Raw genomic sequence first — 17,438 nt, 5'->3', positions numbered from 1 at the left:
ACCAGCCGGACCGATTTCGTTCATCTATCCGCGCTTGTACTTGTGATGAAAAAAGCCTTCACATTTCTCTCCAGCAGGAAACAACACGCAGCGGTCGTTGTTCCGATACAGTTAACCACAGATCGGTCGAACGACGCCGACATGCCGGGACCAGTCTTTCTGGACGGAGAGACGGTGACGCTGCGGACGATCGAGGACGAAGACCTCGGGTTCATCCAACGCGAGCGCTCGGCCCCGGGCGTCTGGCGGACACTTGGGTGGCCGTTTCCTTCCAACAGCGAGCAACTCCAGGAGTTCTACGAGGAGACCATCTCCGACGAGGAGACGATTCACCTCCTGATCACGGTCGCCGAAGAGCCGGTCGGTATGGTGAGCTTCCACGAAGTCTCAGCGGACGCCTGGCGTGGAGAACTCGGCTATTGGGTGGCGACGGAGCATCACGGTAACGGGTACGCGACCGATGCCGTCGGCACGCTCGTCGAGTACGGCTTTCGCGACCTGGGCTTTCACCGCATCGAAGCGAAGGTATTCGACGGTAACGGCCCTTCACGAACCGTTCTCGAAAATCTCGGATTCACGCACGAAGGCGTTCACCGCGAGGCAGTCTTCTCCGATGGCGGGTTTCGGGACGTCCACTGGTACGGCCTGCTCGCAGACGAGTGGGATCTCGACGTCGAGTGAGGTGACTTCCGGCGTCGTTACCAGTCGACCGAGACGGTTCCGTCTCCGTGAGGATCGGGGGCGATCTCCTCGTCAGTCCGGCGATCGATCACGTGGATCACGCCGTCGTCTTTCTTGGCCGGACAGACCGCCGCGGCGCGGACGTTCTCTTCGAGCTCCGTCTCGTCGATGAAGTAGCCCTTCGGCCGGGCGATGCCCGTCTCCAGATCGAGGTCCCAGTTGTCGGCCACCTGAGCGCACTTGCCCGCGCCGATACACTTGTTGGCCTCGAAGATGATCTTGTAGGGTTTTTCCGCGATCGGTGGCGCGTCGCGCTCACCGACCGAGGCGGGATCGATCGCCCCCTCGTTTGGCCCGTCGTCGCTCATATCAACCCAATCAGTCGCCGGCGGTATGCCACTAGCGGTCGCCACAAATCACGCCCGAACTGCAGGGCCACTTCAGTCCTGAATCGTGACCGATTCGAGCCGGACGTCTTCGACCGGGTTGTCCTGGGGGCCGGTCTCGACGCTGCCGATCTCCCGCACCACGTCCATCCCGTCGATCACTTCGCCGAAGACGGGGTGGTCGCCGTCGAGGTGCGGTTGGGCATCGAGCGTGATGAAGAACTGCGAGCCGTTCGTGTCGGGGCCGCGGTTGGCCATCGAGAGGACGCCGGGGCCGTCGTGGCCCAATTCGTCGTGGAACTCGTCGTCGAAGGTGTAGCCCGGGCCGCCCCGGCCGGTGCCCGTGGGGTCGCCCATCTGGAGCATGAAGTCCTCGATGACGCGGTGGATCTCGATGTCTTCGTAGAAGGCGTCACCGCGGGTCTCGCCGGTTTCGGGATCTTCCCAGGTCGGCGTGTCGGGGGCGGGATCGGCGTTTGCCGCCGGGTCGTGGGTCGCGAGGTTGACGAAGTTCTCGACGGTGCGGGGCGCACGCTCGTCGTACAGCTCGACTTCGATATCGCCGTGTGTCGTTTCGAGGGTCGCAGTCAGATCGCTCATGGCTGTGTCGACGAGTGGGGGATGGATAACCGTGGTGGTCGGCGGCGGGCAGATGTTTACAGGCCCGCCAGTGTCACCGTATTGAGGGCGACTACCACCAGCGTCACGATACCGAACCCAAACAGGACGAGGCGTGCCGACCGGCCATCCAGATAGTGCCAGGTCAACACGAGCACCACGAGGGCCAGGAGTTTCAACGCCCCGATGCCCGGCGTCCCGTAGGTTTCCATGAACGCGCGCGCAACTGCGTTCCCTTCGGGCACGCCCGCAGCGACCCCAACCATCGTGGTCACGACGTCGATCGCCGCACCGACGAGGACGACCGCCCACAGGACGGCATCCGATTCCGGCAGCGGCCGCGGTTCGAGGAATGCTTCGAGGGCGACTAGGCCCGCCTGGAACCACGCCGGCACGACTCGTTCGGGCAGGGTTTTCGGATCCATGCTTTCATCAGGGTGGGGGCTGGGTCCTCGCCGCTTAGGACAGTCGATCGTCGTACGTCGGCGAGCGGTAGTAATTGAGATAGAACGTCCGGCCACAGCCGTCCTTGCCAGGGATGGGGCCGTCTGGCCGGCCGGTCGTCGACGTGGCAACGTCCTCGACGGCCCGTTCGGGCGCATCGACGTCCCCGAGGCAGACAAACTCGATGCCATCGGCGGCCGCGAGGTCGCCGGTCGTCGCCGCGTACTCCCGGTCGGTGTCCGGCTGTGGCCGGACCGACCCGTCCCGGAGTTCCGGGCTTCGCTCGATGCTCGTGACCGCCCCACAGTACGGGCAGTAATACGAAACTTCGACCATACACGAGACAACGGTCCGGACCACTATAGATCCGCGGGCGTTGGCTGGGGACTCAAAACGACCGCAATGCCGCCAGCTTCGCCGTCGCCTCACCACGGTCGAGAATATCGCGTGCAGTGTCGACGCCGGCTGCGATGTCGGGAACGTCCTCGCGGGCGTACATGCGAAGTGCCGCGTTGAGGGCAACGGCGTCGGCGAAGGCGTCGGTCCGATCGCCGGCCAGGACCGCCTCGGTGATCGCGGCCGAGTCCCCAATCACGTCCGCCACTTCGAGGGCGTCCTCGCTCGCGCCCAAGCCGTACTCGGCGGTCTCGATTGTCGCGTCCGCGACGCCATCGCCGCCGTCCCACTCGGCGATCGTCGTCGAACCTGGGCGAACGTCGTCGTAGCCTTCCAGTCCCTGGATGAACAGGGCACGCTCGAACGTCGATTCACGAGATCGGTCGAGCGTCCCGGCGAGTTTCTTCGCGAACGCGAGGTGGTAGAAACTCCCCAGGTGAACGGACGACCCGGCGGGATTGGAAAGCGTCTCGATGGTGTTCAGAAACGTCCTGACGCCCATCTCTTCGCGCCGGGTTGCCAACGCGGTCACCGCTGGTGCGAACCGGGGCTGGTAGTAGAACCCGAAGCCAACTTCCTCGACCATTCGGGCGCTCGCGTCCGGGTCGAGATCGGTCCGGACTCCGAGCTCGTCGAGTACGTGTTTGTAGGCCGGCTGTTTTTGGGTCGGGATGCGATCGCCGCTGTGGACGACGACGGGCGTCCCGGCCGCGGCGGCGACCAGCCCCGCAGCGACCCCAAGCAGGGCCGTCGATCCTTTCCCGTCGTAGTTGGCCCCGCAGTCGACGGGATCGACGTCCGGGCGGACTCGCGTGACCGTTTCTGCCTCGAGCACGTCGAGAAAGGCCGCGAGTTCGGTCGGCGTATTGCGCTTCCAGCGGTTGGCCAGCCAGAAGGCACCGAGCGTCGTTTCGGCCGGGTCACGACGGAGGATGCGCGCCATCGCTTGCCGGGCCTGTTCCCGAGTCATGTCGTCGGCCGACTTGTGGCCGGAGCCGACGACCTCGGTCAGCAGCCGTTGGAGGGGCCACTCTTCGGCGTCGTCGTCAGTCATGCTCGCACGTGGTAGCGAGTCGGGCTTAAGCCACGGGATACCGGCGAGCGTTCGCGGCCGTCGGTGACACGATGGGGGGTATCAGTCGAGCATCCGGCCCACGTCTTGTCGAGAACCCGTTCGACCCGGCGCTGTCCGGTGGCACGCCAGAAACCTTATCTGGTGGGCCATGCCAGTATTCATCGTTAGATGTCAGCCAGTGTCGCACCGATTGTGCTGGTCGTCGACGACGAGAGCGACGTCGCAGACGCGTACGCGGCCCAACTCGAAGAGCGGTATACGGTGTTGACCGCCTACAGCGGCCAGGAGGCTTTAGAGACCGTCGACGAGACCGTCGACGTCGTCTTGCTCGACCGGCGCATGCCGGGCATCTCCGGAGACGAGGTGCTTTCGACGGTCCGCGACCGTGGCCTCGACTCCCGCGTGGCCATGGTCACTGCTGTCGACCCCGATTTCGACGTTATCGAGATGCCCTTCGACGACTACGTGACGAAGCCAGTCTCCCGTGAGGAACTGTTCGAGACCATCGAACGATTGCTCACCTTTCGCTCCTACGAGGCGCAGTTCCAGAAGTTCTATCGCATCACGACGAAGCTGGCGACGCTCCGGGCAAACAAGAGTGAGGCGGAACTGCGGCGCAGCGACGCCTTTCAGGACCTCATCGACCACCGGGATACTCTCCGGGCACAACTCGACGAGACGCTGCACTCCGTCGATGACGCGGACTTCCCGGCTATGTTCACGGAATTCCAGGATCACTCCGAGTGAACTGTCTCTCGTGTCGACTTCGGCTTTGGCCTGAGGGCAACGCACAAGTACGATGACGACATAAGTTACCACATGCCATCCATCTGGGGCTGGCTCCTGGTGTCCCTCCTGGGATTCCTGTTTTTTCAGGCGCTCATCTACTGGTATCTTCGGGGGGACGGGGCGTCTCTGGATGGCCCGTCTTCGAGTCCGATCGATCGGGACTCACCCGTCCGGCCGGCGGCCGAGACTGGTGAGCGTGCGCCACCGGGTACCGATTCTGGGGAGACGATCCAGTGTCGCCACTGCGGGACGGACAACGAGCGCGAACCGCCCTACACTTACTGCCGGGAGTGTCTGGGGCAACTTCGTTGAGAGATCGGTCTTTCAGCGCTGAGAATGCCGAAGAAAACACCTTAGTGGCGAGGTCCCGTCGGTACCGATATGCGTGTCGCCAGTGGCGTGCCTGGGTTCGACGAACTCGTCGATGGCGGATTGTTGGCCGATCGCCTCTACGTTGTCAGCGGGCCGCCGGGCAGTGGCAAGACGACGTTCTCTTCGATGTTCATCACGCAGGGCGCCAAGGCGGGCGAAAACTGCTTGTACGTGACGATGCACGAGACGAAATCGGAACTACGCGAGGACATGGCTGGCTTCGAATTCGGCTTCGACCGGGCGATCCAGTCCAATGCCGTGCAGTTTCTGAACCTCGTGACCGAACCCGGCAAACGGGCCATCTCGCAGTTCGGCAAGGAAGGCGGACTGACCAATCGGCTGGTCGCGTATATCGAGTCAAACGCGATCGATCGGGTCGTTATCGATTCGACGATGCTACTCCAGCACTTTTTCAGTGACGTCGACGACGAGATCACGGGGTTTCTCTCGGCGCTGAAACAGACTGACGCGACGATCATCCTCATCTCGGAGATGACCGACCCCAGTGCCTACTCCGACGAGCACTATCTGGCCCACGGTGTTATCTTCTTCCACAACTTCTTAGAGTCCGGTGGGATGCAACGGGGTATTCAGGTGATCAAGATGCGCGGGACCGCCATCGACTGTGACATTCGCGAGATCGAATTCTCGGACGGCGGGCTCCACGTCCACGCAGACCGGAAAGTCAAGACCTGACATGTACGAACGCAGCTACGGTACCGACTGGGAGACACTCGAGAAGCCAGCAGCCACCGAACGGGCCTTTGCTCTCGGGGTCGCGGCCGTGCTGGGCGAGCCACGTCCTGACGAATACGAACGGATTCTGGAAACGGTCGCAAACTCCTACGACCGTAGTATCGTCGAACTCGCTTACCAGGAGGGCAAGCGAAAGGCCTCCGGACAGCGTGACGAAATCGATGACGACGAGACCGTCTGGGAGTCACTCGTCGAGGACGACGGGCCGAAAACGACGGTCGACGAAGACGACGTGCCCACGGGTGGGCGGGATGGCCTCCCGTCCGTACTGGACGATCTGGACCTGCTGGACCGGCCGCTCGATGACGAACTCGAACGGGAACGACTACCCGAGTTCCTCAGAAAGTGAGTTACAGCGAGGCCTGGTCGCGTCCGTCTGTCCCCGGACTGAACGGGTCCCTGTCGCTGTAGTACTTCCGCCCGATGGCCATGCTGCTGACCGCCGAGTACATCGCAGCTGTCGCCTCTTCGTGACTATCGTAGGTTTCGCTGTCGAGGCGACCGAGGATCTCGGCTAGGGTCTCTGACCCGTCGGAAAACTCGATTTCCATGTCACCGTGAGCGGCTAGGAGTTCGTCTCTCGTGGTTGGATACCGGTGCATGCCGAGTCGATCGCTCGCGTCTTGGATCGTTCGCATACGACTGTGCACGTCACGGACGCTAATAAACCTTCACAATTAATCATACAATTATTGCGGGTGAGTGTCACTCACAGTTAGGTGGGACAACCGGAACCGGAAAATGCGCGCCCGCTCGAAGGCCACACATGGTCGTCGCCGACTTGCACGTCCATACGACGCGCTCGGACGGGCAGCTATCGCCCACATCGGTCGCCGAGGCCGCACGGCGGGCGTCGCTGGATGCAGTAGCGATCACAGATCACGATCGCCTGCCCCCGGTTACGGAACGATGGGTCGAGCGCCAGGGTGTGACCGTCATCGCCGGGATCGAACTCCGGGTCCGGGCCGACGACCAGTTGCTCGATCTGCTCGGCTACGGCCTCACCCCGACGGCGGCGTTACGAACGGAACTCGAGCGCTTGCAGGCCAACCGGATCGAGCGCGCCCGAGAGATCGTCGCGCAGGTCGAGGCCCGTCTCGACGTCGAACTCGACGTCTCCTTCGAGCCGGGCGTGGGCCGGCCACACATCGCGGCGGCCATCGCCGACAGCGAGGCCCCCTACGACGTCGCGGGTGCCTTCGAACACTTGATCGGCGAGGACGGCCCGTGTTACGTTGCCCGCGAGATCCCGTCTTTCGAGCGAGGGCACGAATTGCTGACCGCGGCCTGTTCGCTCGTCAGCCTCGCCCATCCGTTGCGGTACGACGATCCGGACGCTGCGCTCGCACACGCTCGTGATCTCGATGCAATCGAACTGGCCTATCCGTACGACGGGCGCGTCGATCGGACGCCAGTCGAGCGCGCGATCGACGAAGACGACCTGCTTGGGACTGGCGGCAGCGACGCCCACGGGACGACGCTCGGGACGGCTGGACTCGATCGGCCGGCCCACGAGCGATTTCGCGCTCGGCTGGCGTATTGACTGCCTGTCTCCTGTCGAACCGTCTGCCTTCTGTCAGACAACAGCGGTGCCTTCAATGTGCTTGCCGTCCAGGTATCAGGTATGCAGTGTCACTATTGTGACCGCGGGGCCGAGGTCGCGGTCGAGAAAGATGCCCTGAAGGTGGGACTCTGTGAGGAGCACTTCCATCAGCGGATGTCGGAACTCGCCGACGGCGACTGGATTGCGGGCGTCGAGGACGATCTCGACCTCGATATCGACCGCTCGTAAGCGTCAGCCAGCAACGGTTGTTCTCTCAGGTGTACTTTCGCCCGTTCAGTCGCCCGCGACCGTCCCGCTCCCAGCGCCGTGCTCGTTGTCTCCCAACTCCTGTGTGACGTTTTCGAAGACCTGTTTGGCTGTACAGGCAGCCAGATAGCTCGGTCGCGTGATGCCATCGAGGACGGCGGCTTTGCGCTCGTCTGTGAGTTCGTCTTTGCTCCGGGTAACGGCGCGTGCGGTCGCCTGGTCGTATTCGGGGTGGAACTGGACGCCGAAGACGGTCCCCGCCCGGAAGGCATGGATGCCGTACTCGTTTTCGGCCAAACGCGTCGCGCCCGGTGGCAGCGTAGCGACCCGATCGGCGTGGGTCGTAAACGCGGTGAACGTGCGGTCGATCCCCGACAGCAGCCTCGAGGGGCCGGTCCGTTCGATCTCCCGATAGCCGATCTCGTAGTCGTCCATCGCCTCGACGTCGCCACCGAGGACAGCAGCCACGAGCTGGTGGCCGAAACAGACGCCCAGGCCGCCAAGACCTGTCTCGATGGCTTCCTCGACCCACGCCTTCAGATCCGCGATCCACGGCTCCGCCCAGTAGACCGACGCCCGCGAACCCGTCACCACGAAGCCATCGAACGCGAACGTCTCCGGTAACTCACGCCCGGTGGCGTCGAACTCGACGAGATCGGCGTCGAGTTCGCGCCGGAAGTTTCGCCGGGTATCCGTGCCGTCGTGGGCAGCGTTGAGTAACGCGAGCCGTGGCCGTGCCATTGCCCGTCGTCGGGGTCCAATGAGTAAAAACGTCTCAGTACTGGCAGCATTCGCCCCGCTCGCCGACGGTCCGCTTTACTCCAGGCGGCTTTCGGTCTGTTCGTCCAGCCACGCACGCAGTTCGTCGCCAACGACCTGGCTCTCGCTGACGGGAAACAGATGGCCCCCTTCGATCCGGGTGTGTTCGCCACGGGGGAGATCGGCTGCCAGTCTCGCCGTCGCCGCCGGATCGACGATCCGGTCTGCAGCGCCACTGACGAGAAGCGTGGGCGTCGTGACCTCGTAGCGATCGGGCAGATCGGCCTCGCGCCACGCCGCCCGCTGGGCCGCGTGACCGTCCGGGTCGGCGTCGTCTGTCGCTCGCCAGTTGGCCATCCGCTCGATTTCGTCCGGATACTCGGCAGGGACGCTCCGTGTGAACCCGGCCGATAGCGATTCCCGCAAGGCGTCGGGGTCGTCCAATGGCGCTGCCAGCGACGCCAGCCTGTCGGCGTCGACGGCCGCTCCTTCGGCGACTCCCAGTAGAGCCAGCGACGCCACGTTGTCGTTGCCTCGCGCGTACTCCAGGGCGATGGCCCCGCCGAGTCCGGCCCCGACCACGTGGATTCGACGCGCTTCCAGGGCCGCGACCACCGTCGCCAGATCCTCGACGAGCGTTGTCATCGCGTATGGGCCATCGGGCGTGTCTGAGTCACCCGTCCCGCGCAGGTCCCAGACGACCGTCTCGTAGGGGCCGGCGATGGCCGGCTGTAGATAACTCCAGTACCACGCCCCGAGCCCGACGTCGTTGACGAAGACGACGGTCGGTCCCTCCCCGGCCGTCGCATACCTGAGGGAGACCTCGCCGTTCCGTACTGTCGGCATACGCTCTAGTTAGATCGGGGCTGATTTATGGTCGCCGGTCGCACATTGGGTCCGACTCTGTGCGGCGAGGCCGCTGACGGACGCCCGTGTTGTCCCGACCACTGAATCTTTAGGTACTGGGTCCCTATACGCTTCTAATGGGGATTTCGGCATTTATCGATGCGTTCGACGACCGGGAAAAGACGGTGACCGTCCTCAACCGGGAGTCCGTCGATCCGCTCTATCGAATGCTGTCTGATATGTTCGACGCGGAGACAGTCACTGTCTCTGAGTCCGACGATCCCGATGCCCCGAGCGACGTCGTCCTGTTGCAGGACGAACAGACGGGGTCGCTTGCGGTTTCACGGATGAACGACGTCAGTGACACGCTGTTGTTGGTCAACTCGGACCTGTACGTGACCGGGACCGTCCCCGTCGAGGATGTCGAGACGCCGGAAGTCGTTGCCCATCTCTCTGACGTCACCTTCACCGTCGAGGACAAACAGAAATTCCTGTTGATCCACATCTCCAGACATATCGAATCGCTCGCCCTCGAAACTGACGATGGCACTCTCCACTCCTCGTTTCAGCAACTCTCCCGGATCCGGGACGAACGTGGGACCGAGGCCACTTACCGGACGCTGGCGGCGTCGGACGTGGATACGCACGTCTACGGTATCGGCGGCTGGGAGTCTCCGTCGTTTGCCGACGATTTGACTGTCCACGCTGGGGACTCCAAGGAGTTGCAGACCTCGTGGTTCGTCGTCCACGACGGCGGCGGCAACGACGACCGCAAGGCTGCCTTGGTTGCCGAGGAGATCGGCTCCAACGAGTACCGGGGCTACTGGACGTTCGAACCGCAGTTAGTCGACGAAATCCTGGGTCACCTCGAAACGACCTACGGGCAGTAACTGCTTTTCAGCCGAGTTGATCTCTGAACCGGACAGACCATGACACCTCTCAGGCACGACCCCGATCCCGCGACGTGTCCTCGTCGGTGGCGGGCAAATCGGCCGCGCTCATCGAGGGGTCCCCTCTCGTGGTCGTGACACGGGACGGCAAACGCTAGTTCCGTTACCCGAACAATAGACCGGCTACTGTCGACCTTGATTGGCTGCTCAGGCGTCCATCACTTGCCGAAGCACGTCCGGGGCGTCTGCGAGGGCATCTTCGAGAGTCGCCACATCGGGGCCACCGCCCTGTGCGAACTCAGACGGCCCGCCGCCGCCGCCACCGACCCGATCGGCGAGTTCACTCACGACTGCGCCGGCATCGACGCCGCTCCCTTCCGGGGCGGCGACGACGAACTGTGCACCGTCGGCCCCTGACCCGATGACGGCGACCGAACCGTCTTCGGCGATGGCGTTGGCCGTCGCCCGCAACTCGTCCATCTCGGCGTCGACTCGCTGGATGACCGCTTTCGTCCCGTCGAGCTCGACTTCTTTGCCGTCACTGGCACCGGAGGCACGGGCCGCTGCGAGTTGTGCCTGTAGCTCCTCGATCTCCTTGCCCCGGTCTTTCCAGGCCTCGAAGAACCGCTCGGCCGTCTCGGGGACGTCCATCGGGTCCACGTCGAGGGCGTCACCTGCTTCGTAGAGGGCGTCTTCGGTCTCCTGGGTCGCGTCGATGGCGGCCTCGCCCGCCGCGAAGCTCAATCTGACGACACCGTCTTGAATACGCTCCGTCGAGAGAAGCTTGATCGTCCCGATATCGCCGGTCCGGGAGACGTGGGTGCCACCGCAGGCCTGGACGTCTTCGCCGACCGTGATGAGCCGTATCTGCTCGCCTTCGGGGATCCCACCCTGGTAGAGATCAAAGCCGTGTTCGGCTTCGGCCGCGTGGCGGTCGGGCCACTCCTGGGTCACGTGGCTGTTGTCGGTGACGAGGTCGTTGGCGAGGCGTTCGATCTCTTTGACCTCTTTGCGGGTAACCGGCTCGTAGTGACGGATGTCCAGGCGTGCCGAGTCGACCCGCTTTTGGGCACCGGCCTGGCGGACGTGTTCGCCAAGCACTTGCCGGGCAGCGTGGCCGACGACGTGGGTCGCCGTGTGGTGTTGCATCAATCGGCGACGGCGCGACCACTCGACCTGTCCGGTCACGAAATCACCCGTCCCGGGATCTTCGTCCGCACGGTGGACGATCACGCCGTCGTAGACCTGGACGTCGGTCACGTCGGCGGTGACGTCGTCCGTCGAGAGCGTCCCGTGGTCTGCCGGTTGGCCCCCGCCTTCGGGGTAGAACATCGTCTGATCGAGCACGACGTCGTACTCGCCGTCATCACGCTCGAAGACCTCCAGTACGACGGCCTCGAACTCGGCTCGATCCTGGTCCTCGTAGTAGAGTCGCTCGGTCTCGGGCAGGTCCGCGATCCGATCTTCGTAGCCGGCCGTCTCGGCCGCTGAGGCGGCGTCTTCTTGCCCGTGGCGCTGGGCTACCACCGAGTAGAAATCCTCCGGGACGTCGACGTCGACCCCGCGCTCGGCGGCGATCTCTTCGACCATGTCCGGCTGGATGCCGTGGCTATCGTACAGCTCGACGAGTTCCTCGGTCGGAATCGGATCGCCCGTCTCGGCGTACTCGTCGGCGAGCGATTCGACGCGCCGGGACCCGCGTTCGAGGGTTTCGCGGTACTTCTGGACCTCCGTCCGGACGATATCGCGGATCGTATCGCGATTCGAATAGCCCAGGCGCTCGGCCTGCATGTCGACGAGCTCGTCCATCGGGGCATCGATGCCCACAGTGTCGACCAGTCGCTTTGTCCGCCGGAGAACCATCCGCGCGAGATAGCCCGTGCCGACGTTACTCGGGACGATTCCGTCCCCGAGCATGTACGCGAGCGTCCGCGAGTGATCGGCGATCGCGTAGATCGACTCCAGCGGTTCGACGAGTTCACGCAGCCGCTCGGTCTCGACACCGATTTCGGCGGCGATGTCGTCTCGGGCGGCCTCGACGTCCTCGGCCTCGTCGATGTCCATCCGGCCGGCGAGTTTCGCGGCCTTGTGGACGATCTCCTCTTCTTCGTCGGTGTGATCGATCCCTGCGTTGTCCGTGAGGAAGTCGATCGTGTCGGGGTAGACGGCCTCGTAGACCGTCGGGGTCCCCTGAGAGACCCAGGCCCACCGCTCTAGTCCGTAGCCCGTATCGACGATGTAGGTATCCATCGGGCTGTAGCGGTTGCCGTCTTTCATCTCGTAGTCCCCGTCAGGGTCCTGTTCGAACTGCATGAACACCAGCGTCGCCAGTTCGGCCCCTTTGTAGATCACTTCGAAGGCCGGGCCGGCGTTGCCGCCACCGACCCAGGGGTCCTCGATCAGCGTGACCTCGGCGGGATCGGCACCCAGTTCCTCGAACAGTTCCAGGCAGTAGGCAACCGTCTCTTCTTTCCAGTAGACCTCGCCCTCGTAGGCGTACTGGTCCGGGTCGTCGATGTCTTCGCGCGCGTTGAACGCGTGGTGGGCCATCATCTCGAAGGCCATCGTGTGCCGGCCGGTCACGCCGACGTTGTCGATGTCCTGCATCCGGATGCAGGGCTGGCTGACGGTGAGGGGATTGGCTGGCGGTGGGGTCGTCCCCGACGTGACCAGTGGCTGGAAGTCGTAGATCGACGCTTGCGTGAGCAATACGTCGTCACGCCAGCGATTGGCTGCGACTGGATACGGGTCGATACGCTCGTGGTCGTGGGCCTCGAAAAAGGAGAGAAACGCCTCGCGCATCTCTCCCAGTTCGAATGCCGCCTCGAAGCCGGCGTCGTCGATGAAGCTGTATTCCTCACAGGGCGGTTCACCGCAAGTTTCCCGGTCGGGGTCGAGCGTCCAGAAGTTGTCCCCACATTCTGAACACTCTGTGCGTCGGAATCCGTGCTCCTCGAAATACTCGAGCCGGTATTCCTCCTCGAGGTCGCTCATTCGTTGGGTGTATTGTGGCCCATCCTGGCGTAAATCAGTTCCGAAGGGCTCGTTCTGGAATATTCACCCGACAACGCCTGTCTCGTCGGTGTTTTCCTTCCAACGGCTGGCACGGATCTCTCGGACGGCGTTTCCAGCACGACGTTCGTCGACGGGGATGGGCCGTCGAGGACTAGAGTAGCGTTTGAGACGCCATGACGCTGACAAATGCCGAAATCGATTACGGGTATTTATCCGTCTCGATCGGCTTGCTCTCACAAATGACGACCGACAACACACCCTCACTCGCTGGCGCAACCGACGATTCGACTGTTTGGCGGTCCATGTTCGAATCGCTGCTCGATGGACTCCCGGAAGCTGCGTTCGCCATCGACGCGGAGGGGACGATTACGTATTGGAACGACGCCGTCGCGTCACTCATCGGTCTCCCGGCCTCGGAAGCGATCGGGATGGATGCCTACGACATCTTCGGGACCGAAGGCCACTCCGAGACACTCGCCGAGACAGTCGTTCGGACCGGTGAAGCGGTCAGAGAGTCAGAGTTTCGCTCGGCCGGGGATGCAGACGGGGAACAGGCCCATGCGCGTGCGATCGGGGTTCCGCTTCGAGCACCCGATGGGTCAGTCCACGGTGCCGTCGAGATCCTCTTGGACGTGAGTGAAGTCGTCGAACAACGTGAGACGCTACACGACTTACAGGTCGAGTTTTCGGAAAGTGTCCAGTCCTCGGTCGACGAACTCGGTGAGTCGACAAGTGACGTCGCCCAACAGTCACGCCAGATCAGCGACCTCGCTGCCGAGCAGGCAACGGATTTGACGGACGTCCAGTCGGAAGTTTCGGGATTCAGTGCGACCATCGAGGAGATCGCCTCCAGTGCCGAGGAAGTCAGCAATCAAAGTTCCAAGGCTACCGAACTGGCTGCCGATTCCGTCCAGACTGCGACGGATGTGAGTGAGCAAGTCGGCGACGTCGCTACCGAAGCGGCGGACGTCGCGACCGAAACCGAGCGTCTCAGCCAACGGATCGACGAGATTCAGGAATTCGTCGCCGTGATCGACGACATCGCCGATCAGACGAACATGCTCGCGCTGAACGCAAACATCGAGGCGGCCCGCAGCGAGGGCAACAACGACGGGTTCGCCGTCGTCGCCGACGAGATCAAAGAGCTGGCTGACGAGTCGAAACAACATGCCACCGAGATCGAAACGACCGTCGAGGAGATCCGGGGCATGGCGACCGAGACGGCCGAGCGCGTCAGGGAGACCAACGATTCCATCCAGGCTGTCGAGGCGGACATCGAGGCGATCATCGAGAATCAGGAGACGATTCGGGCCGCCATTCAGGAGACTGACGAGGGCGTCACCGAGATCGCAAGTGCGACGGACGACCAGGCAGCAAGCGCCGAACAGATCGCGAGCATGATCGATACAGTTGCCGATCGAGCCGACGAGGTCGCCGAGGCTGTCGAAGCGATCGCAGCCGAAACCGACACCCAAACACACCAGATAGACACGCTCGAAGACAATCTCGAACGTGTCGAAACCCGGCTCGATACCGTTATGGATTGAGTCGCCGGGACCACTACTTACTCTTCGAGAGCCAGTGCTGCAAGCAACGCTTCGAGCTGGATCCGCTCGCTTGCACCCGCAGTAATGCGATAGTCGGCCTCGCCGACCCGATCGAGGATCCGGACGGCCGCGTCGTCCTCCAGCCCGAACTCCCAGACCGAGCGATGGAGTTGATCGATGATGTCGCCGCCGGCGATGCCCTCCTCGGTCAGTAAGGTGTCCAGTTGCGATCGCGCGGCGGTGAAATCCCCATCCAGTGCGCGCTCGACCATCTCGCGGATCTCCTCGGGGCGGGCCGTCGAGGTGATCTCGAAGACCCCCTCTTCGTCGACCCGATCCCCGGACATCGAGGCGGCTTGGAGGCCGTTGATCGCTTTGCGCATGTCCCCGCCGGCCACGTAGACCAGCGCGTCCATGCCATCCTCGGTGATCTCGATCGCTTCTTCCTCGGCGATCGTGTGGATCGTGCTCTCGACGGCATCGTCGGCAAGCGGCGAGAACCGGAAGACGGCACAGCGGGACTGGATCGGATCGATAATTTGACTGGAGTAGTTACACGAGAGGATGAACCGGACGTTATTCGAGAACTGCTCCATCGTCCGGCGAAGCGCTGACTGGGCGTCGCTGGTGTTGTGGGTCAAAATCCCGTTGGCGAGCATGAAGTTCGGCGTCCCCTCCATGCTGATGTTGTACGCCTTCCCACGATGGCTATATTCGATGTTTTCAATCACAACCGTGTCGACGGCCTCCAGTCCACCGTCGGTCACGAGAGCAGGTTCGAAATCGTCTCTCTCGTAGTGTTCGTGGTGTGGTAGTTCGCCGTCCCCGACGACGACAAACGTGTACTCCTCACCGTAGGTGTCCAGGAATTCCTTCACCTTCTCGGTCTGGCCCCACAGCTCGGCGACGCCTTTGACCTCCACGACAGTATCGCCGATGAGGAAATCGGGATGGAACACTGACTCGGAGAGTTCGAACTCCGGTTCGTACTCGTATTCGACGCCAGCATCTTGCAACGCCTTCGCGACCTCGTACTCCCAGTCGGATCGGACGAGATGGCCGAGTTCGTCGCTGTGCCTGATGTTTCCACCCGTCGGTTCGTGGCCCTGTAGCGCGTCCGAAACCTTCTGTGCGACCTCGGGATCACGCATCGGATTGTTGTCTCCCGTGATGTCACAGACGGGATACTCGCAATTCTCGGTGGCTTTCTCGATCAGTTTTTGCTTCTCCTCCGGGTCCAGATTGTCCCACCACTCGGACATGGACTGGCTAATGTCCGATTTTACCGCCTCCGGATCGGCTTCGACAACCCACTCGTCCCAGGACGTTCCAGATCGTTTCTCGCTGAGATTATCACAGAATCGTTCTATGCTTTCTTCGTCCATCTCCCAGACGGAGACGCCGTGGAAATCGCCCCCGTAATTCGGGTTGTTCTCGCCTTCGAGTCTCCCGTCGGAGAGCTTCTCGACGATCTTCTCACGTCGCTCCTCGGACCACTCCGTCCCGTGCATCGGATTACTGCTCCCTTGCATCTCGCGGCTGTGGCCTTCGTCCTTGCACGGGACCGAGCAGAACCGGCCCGTCGTCCAGTCACCACAAGTATCACACCGCGAAACGCCGATGTCGTCTTTGAAATCCGCGATCTCGTCACCCGGCTCCAGCTCCTGTAGCTCTTTCTCGATGAGTTTACCACCGTCACCGACTACGAAAAACGGATGCGAGAGGCTCGCCTGGATGGTCCGTCCGTCCGCAAGTTCGAGTTCGAAGAAATCCGCGACGCCGGAATCGACGCGGTGTCCCTTGTCGGATTGGATCTCGTTGGTCTCGAAATCGACGGACGGAATCGGCTCTCCGTCTTCGGCCACGTCTTCGATCTTTTTCACTTCCGGAGCCGAAGGATATCCGGTAACGACTTCGGTTCCAGGTGGCACGCACAGCGCGTCAGCCTCGTCGAGAAAGATAATGCGGTAGTCGTGGCCGCCAAAAGAAGTACGCGCGAAGGACTTCACGCGATCTCGCACCACGTCGATCCCGCGCTCGTCGGAGGCGTTGAGTTCGAGGAAGTTCTCTTCCCACTCCTCGCCGTACAGTTCCTTGGCGATGGCCATGGCGGCGGTGGTCTTGCCGGTGCCGGCCGGCCCGGCGAACAGCATGTGGCTGAGGTCGTTGCTGTCGACGTAGCTCTGGAGGCGTTCGGTGATCGCCTCGTGGCCCGCGATGTCCGCCAGAGTCTGTGGGCGGTATTTCTCGATCCAGACTTCCTGGCGGCCCGCCCGGGCTGGCTCGGCCTCACTCATGGTCCGGATGTGGAGGGGCGGGGGGAAAAACCTCGCGAGTCGGTCCGGCAAAGCGGCTCCGCGATCGGACGATGGCGGCCGTCGCCGAAGGGCTCATGGTCGCGCGGGCGAACGTCCGCACATGCACGTCACGGTCGAAGTCGTCGGTGAGGAGACGCGCGAGCTTGACGTCGAATCGGGGGCGACCTACGCCGACTTGCTGGCGGCGTGTGACGTCAGCCCCCACGAGGCGTCCGTCCTGGTCGATGGCCGCCCGGTGCCCGAGGACGGCGAGGTCAGCGCCGATCGCGTCGAAGTCCTGCGGGTCGTCAAAGGTGGCTGATGGCCGTCTACGTCCGGGTGGCGACACCCGAGGAGCTGGTTGCGGTGCTGAACGTCCTCGATGGGGCTGCTCTGGAAACCGACCGTGAGCGGATTCTCGCCCGCCTTCGAGCGGACGACGTCCGCGTCGCCGTCGCAGGCACAGACAGCGAACGGGTGATCGGCGCGTGCGTCCTGGATGGGCCAGAAATCGTCTCGATCGCCGTCCGTCGACGCCGGCGCAGTCAGGGGATCGGGACGGCACTGCTTCGAGACGCTGCCAGCGAGCGCGAGCGGCTGCTCGCCCGATTCGATCCTGGTGTGTGTCCCTTCTACGAAGCTCTCGGATTCGAGGTGACACCGACCGACGACGGACGATGTGACGGTGTGTTGGACCCCGCGGTGATCGATAAACCGGATCTGCCGGCCGAATAGCGTTGTTCGTTGGGTTGCGTTC

General features: G+C 63.1%; 20 protein-coding genes and 2 pseudogenes. 11 read left to right on the top strand and 11 right to left on the bottom strand.

Going from position 1 to position 17,438, the window contains the following annotated elements; genetic code table 11:
* Nucleotides 1-141 precede the first annotated feature (141 nt).
* Nucleotides 142-681: a GNAT family N-acetyltransferase gene (locus tag FR699_RS08445; protein ID WP_154550906.1), complete on the top strand. Its 540-nt coding sequence runs from the start codon at nt 142-144 to the stop codon at nt 679-681.
* 17 nt (nt 682-698) lie between these two features.
* On the opposite strand, the gene FR699_RS08440 is transcribed toward FR699_RS08445, so the two are convergent.
* The 5 genes from FR699_RS08440 to FR699_RS08420 all read right to left on the bottom strand — a co-directional run bounded on the left by FR699_RS08440 (nt 699) and on the right by FR699_RS08420 (nt 3,579).
* Nucleotides 699-1,049, bottom strand: coding sequence for a ferredoxin (locus FR699_RS08440; RefSeq protein ID WP_154550907.1), 351 nt, complete (start codon nt 1,047-1,049; stop codon nt 699-701).
* Between the two features lie 72 nt (nt 1,050-1,121).
* The gene (locus FR699_RS08435; protein ID WP_195837600.1) at nt 1,122-1,667 is read right to left on the bottom strand and encodes a peptidylprolyl isomerase; all 546 of its coding nucleotides are present in this window, start codon (nt 1,665-1,667) and stop codon (nt 1,122-1,124) included.
* A 56-nt stretch (nt 1,668-1,723) separates the two neighbouring features.
* Entirely contained in the window at nt 1,724-2,110 is a 387-nt protein-coding gene (locus tag FR699_RS08430; protein WP_154550908.1) for a DUF5658 family protein, read from the bottom strand.
* A 34-nt stretch (nt 2,111-2,144) separates the two neighbouring features.
* The gene (locus FR699_RS08425; RefSeq protein WP_154550909.1) at nt 2,145-2,465 is read right to left on the bottom strand and encodes a hypothetical protein; all 321 of its coding nucleotides are present in this window, start codon (nt 2,463-2,465) and stop codon (nt 2,145-2,147) included.
* Nucleotides 2,466-2,517: 52 nt separating this feature from the next.
* Nucleotides 2,518-3,579, bottom strand: coding sequence for an anthranilate phosphoribosyltransferase (locus FR699_RS08420; RefSeq protein ID WP_158855147.1), 1,062 nt, complete (start codon nt 3,577-3,579; stop codon nt 2,518-2,520).
* A gap of 189 nt (nt 3,580-3,768) precedes the next feature.
* On the opposite strand from FR699_RS08420, the gene FR699_RS08415 reads away from it, so the two are divergent.
* The 4 genes from FR699_RS08415 to FR699_RS08400 all read left to right on the top strand — a co-directional run bounded on the left by FR699_RS08415 (nt 3,769) and on the right by FR699_RS08400 (nt 5,866).
* Complete coding sequence (locus tag FR699_RS08415) at nt 3,769-4,347, top strand: response regulator transcription factor (protein ID WP_158855146.1); 579 nt, start codon at nt 3,769-3,771, stop codon at nt 4,345-4,347.
* Nucleotides 4,348-4,419: 72 nt separating this feature from the next.
* On the top strand, nt 4,420-4,701 hold the full coding sequence (locus FR699_RS08410; RefSeq protein ID WP_154550912.1) for a hypothetical protein: 282 nt from the start codon (nt 4,420-4,422) through the stop codon (nt 4,699-4,701).
* Between the two features lie 69 nt (nt 4,702-4,770).
* Complete coding sequence (locus tag FR699_RS08405; protein WP_154550913.1) at nt 4,771-5,457, top strand: ATPase domain-containing protein; 687 nt, start codon at nt 4,771-4,773, stop codon at nt 5,455-5,457.
* A gap of 1 nt (nt 5,458) precedes the next feature.
* A complete protein-coding gene (locus FR699_RS08400; protein ID WP_158855145.1) occupies nt 5,459-5,866 on the top strand; it encodes a hypothetical protein in 408 nt (135 codons plus the stop codon).
* Nucleotide 5,867: 1 nt separating this feature from the next.
* Here FR699_RS08400 and FR699_RS08395 read toward each other — a convergent pair whose 3' ends face one another.
* Nucleotides 5,868-6,155: a DUF2795 domain-containing protein gene (locus FR699_RS08395; RefSeq protein ID WP_158855144.1), complete on the bottom strand. Its 288-nt coding sequence runs from the start codon at nt 6,153-6,155 to the stop codon at nt 5,868-5,870.
* 128 nt (nt 6,156-6,283) lie between these two features.
* Here FR699_RS08395 and FR699_RS08390 point away from each other — a divergent pair, with 128 nt between their 5' ends.
* Together FR699_RS08390 and FR699_RS13190 are read left to right on the top strand one after the other, a co-directional pair.
* Nucleotides 6,284-7,060, top strand: coding sequence for a PHP domain-containing protein (locus FR699_RS08390; RefSeq protein ID WP_158855143.1), 777 nt, complete (start codon nt 6,284-6,286; stop codon nt 7,058-7,060).
* 81 nt (nt 7,061-7,141) lie between these two features.
* The gene (locus FR699_RS13190) at nt 7,142-7,309 is read left to right on the top strand and encodes a DUF6757 family protein (protein WP_195837601.1); all 168 of its coding nucleotides are present in this window, start codon (nt 7,142-7,144) and stop codon (nt 7,307-7,309) included.
* Between the two features lie 45 nt (nt 7,310-7,354).
* Here the strand turns inward: FR699_RS13190 and FR699_RS08385 are convergent, their stop codons facing one another.
* Both FR699_RS08385 and FR699_RS08380 read right to left on the bottom strand, forming a co-directional pair.
* Entirely contained in the window at nt 7,355-8,068 is a 714-nt protein-coding gene (locus FR699_RS08385; protein WP_158855142.1) for a type 1 glutamine amidotransferase, read from the bottom strand.
* Nucleotides 8,069-8,143: 75 nt separating this feature from the next.
* Nucleotides 8,144-8,932 carry an alpha/beta fold hydrolase gene (locus tag FR699_RS08380; RefSeq protein WP_158855141.1) on the bottom strand — a complete coding sequence of 263 codons (789 nt, stop codon included), beginning with the start codon at nt 8,930-8,932 and terminating at the stop codon, nt 8,144-8,146.
* Between the two features lie 137 nt (nt 8,933-9,069).
* Between FR699_RS08380 and FR699_RS08375 the strand changes: the two genes are divergently transcribed.
* On the top strand, nt 9,070-9,822 hold the full coding sequence (locus tag FR699_RS08375) for a DICT sensory domain-containing protein (RefSeq protein ID WP_158855140.1): 753 nt from the start codon (nt 9,070-9,072) through the stop codon (nt 9,820-9,822).
* Between the two features lie 207 nt (nt 9,823-10,029).
* On the opposite strand, the gene alaS is transcribed toward FR699_RS08375, so the two are convergent.
* Nucleotides 10,030-12,816, bottom strand: a complete 2,787-nt coding sequence (gene alaS / locus FR699_RS08370; protein WP_158855139.1) for an alanine--tRNA ligase — start codon at nt 12,814-12,816, stop codon at nt 10,030-10,032.
* Nucleotides 12,817-13,076: 260 nt separating this feature from the next.
* Between alaS and FR699_RS08365 the strand changes: the two genes are divergently transcribed.
* Entirely contained in the window at nt 13,077-14,384 is a 1,308-nt protein-coding gene (locus FR699_RS08365) for a methyl-accepting chemotaxis protein (RefSeq protein WP_195837602.1), read from the top strand.
* A gap of 17 nt (nt 14,385-14,401) precedes the next feature.
* Here FR699_RS08365 and FR699_RS13330 read toward each other — a convergent pair.
* Nucleotides 14,402-15,013, bottom strand: a pseudogene (locus tag FR699_RS13330) (replication factor C small subunit); the annotation flags it as partial.
* Between the two features lie 3 nt (nt 15,014-15,016).
* A pseudogene (locus tag FR699_RS13325) lies at nt 15,017-16,681 on the bottom strand (AAA family ATPase); the annotation flags it as partial.
* A gap of 121 nt (nt 16,682-16,802) precedes the next feature.
* On the opposite strand from FR699_RS13325, the gene FR699_RS08355 reads away from it, so the two are divergent.
* Both FR699_RS08355 and FR699_RS08350 read left to right on the top strand, forming a co-directional pair.
* On the top strand, nt 16,803-17,003 hold the full coding sequence (locus FR699_RS08355; RefSeq protein ID WP_154550922.1) for a ubiquitin-like small modifier protein 2: 201 nt from the start codon (nt 16,803-16,805) through the stop codon (nt 17,001-17,003).
* Nucleotides 17,003-17,416 (top strand): GNAT family N-acetyltransferase, encoded by a 414-nt coding sequence (locus FR699_RS08350; protein ID WP_158855137.1) that lies wholly within the window; start codon nt 17,003-17,005, stop codon nt 17,414-17,416. Before FR699_RS08355 ends, FR699_RS08350 begins: the two co-directional genes overlap by 1 nt.
* Nucleotides 17,417-17,438: the final 22 nt, after the last annotated feature.

The sequence above is a fragment of the Halorhabdus sp. CUG00001 genome (assembly GCF_009797925.1).
GTDB lineage: Archaea > Halobacteriota > Halobacteria > Halobacteriales > Haloarculaceae > Halorhabdus.
This window is presented reverse-complemented; position numbering and strand designations above follow the sequence as displayed.

Bases quoted from the DNA above. Each gene is read 5' to 3' on its own strand.
- FR699_RS08390 (WP_158855143.1), top strand. From the start codon at position 6,284: ATGGTCGTCGCCGACTTGCACGTCCATACGACGCGCTCGGACGGGCAG.
- FR699_RS08400 (WP_158855145.1), top strand. From the start codon at position 5,459: ATGTACGAACGCAGCTACGGTACCGACTGGGAGACACTCGAGAAGCCA.
- FR699_RS08425 (WP_154550909.1), bottom strand. From the start codon at position 2,465: ATGGTCGAAGTTTCGTATTACTGCCCGTACTGTGGGGCGGTCACGAGC.
- FR699_RS08375 (WP_158855140.1), top strand. From the start codon at position 9,070: ATGGGGATTTCGGCATTTATCGATGCGTTCGACGACCGGGAAAAGACG.
- FR699_RS08440 (WP_154550907.1), bottom strand. From the start codon at position 1,049: ATGAGCGACGACGGGCCAAACGAGGGGGCGATCGATCCCGCCTCGGTC.
- alaS (WP_158855139.1), bottom strand. From the start codon at position 12,816: ATGAGCGACCTCGAGGAGGAATACCGGCTCGAGTATTTCGAGGAGCAC.
- FR699_RS08435 (WP_195837600.1), bottom strand. From the start codon at position 1,667: ATGAGCGATCTGACTGCGACCCTCGAAACGACACACGGCGATATCGAA.
- FR699_RS08355 (WP_154550922.1), top strand. From the start codon at position 16,803: ATGCACGTCACGGTCGAAGTCGTCGGTGAGGAGACGCGCGAGCTTGAC.
- FR699_RS08385 (WP_158855142.1), bottom strand. From the start codon at position 8,068: ATGGCACGGCCACGGCTCGCGTTACTCAACGCTGCCCACGACGGCACG.
- FR699_RS08405 (WP_154550913.1), top strand. From the start codon at position 4,771: ATGCGTGTCGCCAGTGGCGTGCCTGGGTTCGACGAACTCGTCGATGGC.
- FR699_RS08415 (WP_158855146.1), top strand. From the start codon at position 3,769: ATGTCAGCCAGTGTCGCACCGATTGTGCTGGTCGTCGACGACGAGAGC.
- FR699_RS08445 (WP_154550906.1), top strand. From the start codon at position 142: ATGCCGGGACCAGTCTTTCTGGACGGAGAGACGGTGACGCTGCGGACG.
- FR699_RS08365 (WP_195837602.1), top strand. From the start codon at position 13,077: ATGACGACCGACAACACACCCTCACTCGCTGGCGCAACCGACGATTCG.
- FR699_RS08420 (WP_158855147.1), bottom strand. From the start codon at position 3,579: ATGACTGACGACGACGCCGAAGAGTGGCCCCTCCAACGGCTGCTGACC.
- FR699_RS08430 (WP_154550908.1), bottom strand. From the start codon at position 2,110: ATGGATCCGAAAACCCTGCCCGAACGAGTCGTGCCGGCGTGGTTCCAG.
- FR699_RS08410 (WP_154550912.1), top strand. From the start codon at position 4,420: ATGCCATCCATCTGGGGCTGGCTCCTGGTGTCCCTCCTGGGATTCCTG.
- FR699_RS13190 (WP_195837601.1), top strand. From the start codon at position 7,142: ATGCAGTGTCACTATTGTGACCGCGGGGCCGAGGTCGCGGTCGAGAAA.
- FR699_RS08350 (WP_158855137.1), top strand. From the start codon at position 17,003: ATGGCCGTCTACGTCCGGGTGGCGACACCCGAGGAGCTGGTTGCGGTG.
- FR699_RS08395 (WP_158855144.1), bottom strand. From the start codon at position 6,155: ATGCGAACGATCCAAGACGCGAGCGATCGACTCGGCATGCACCGGTAT.
- FR699_RS08380 (WP_158855141.1), bottom strand. From the start codon at position 8,932: ATGCCGACAGTACGGAACGGCGAGGTCTCCCTCAGGTATGCGACGGCC.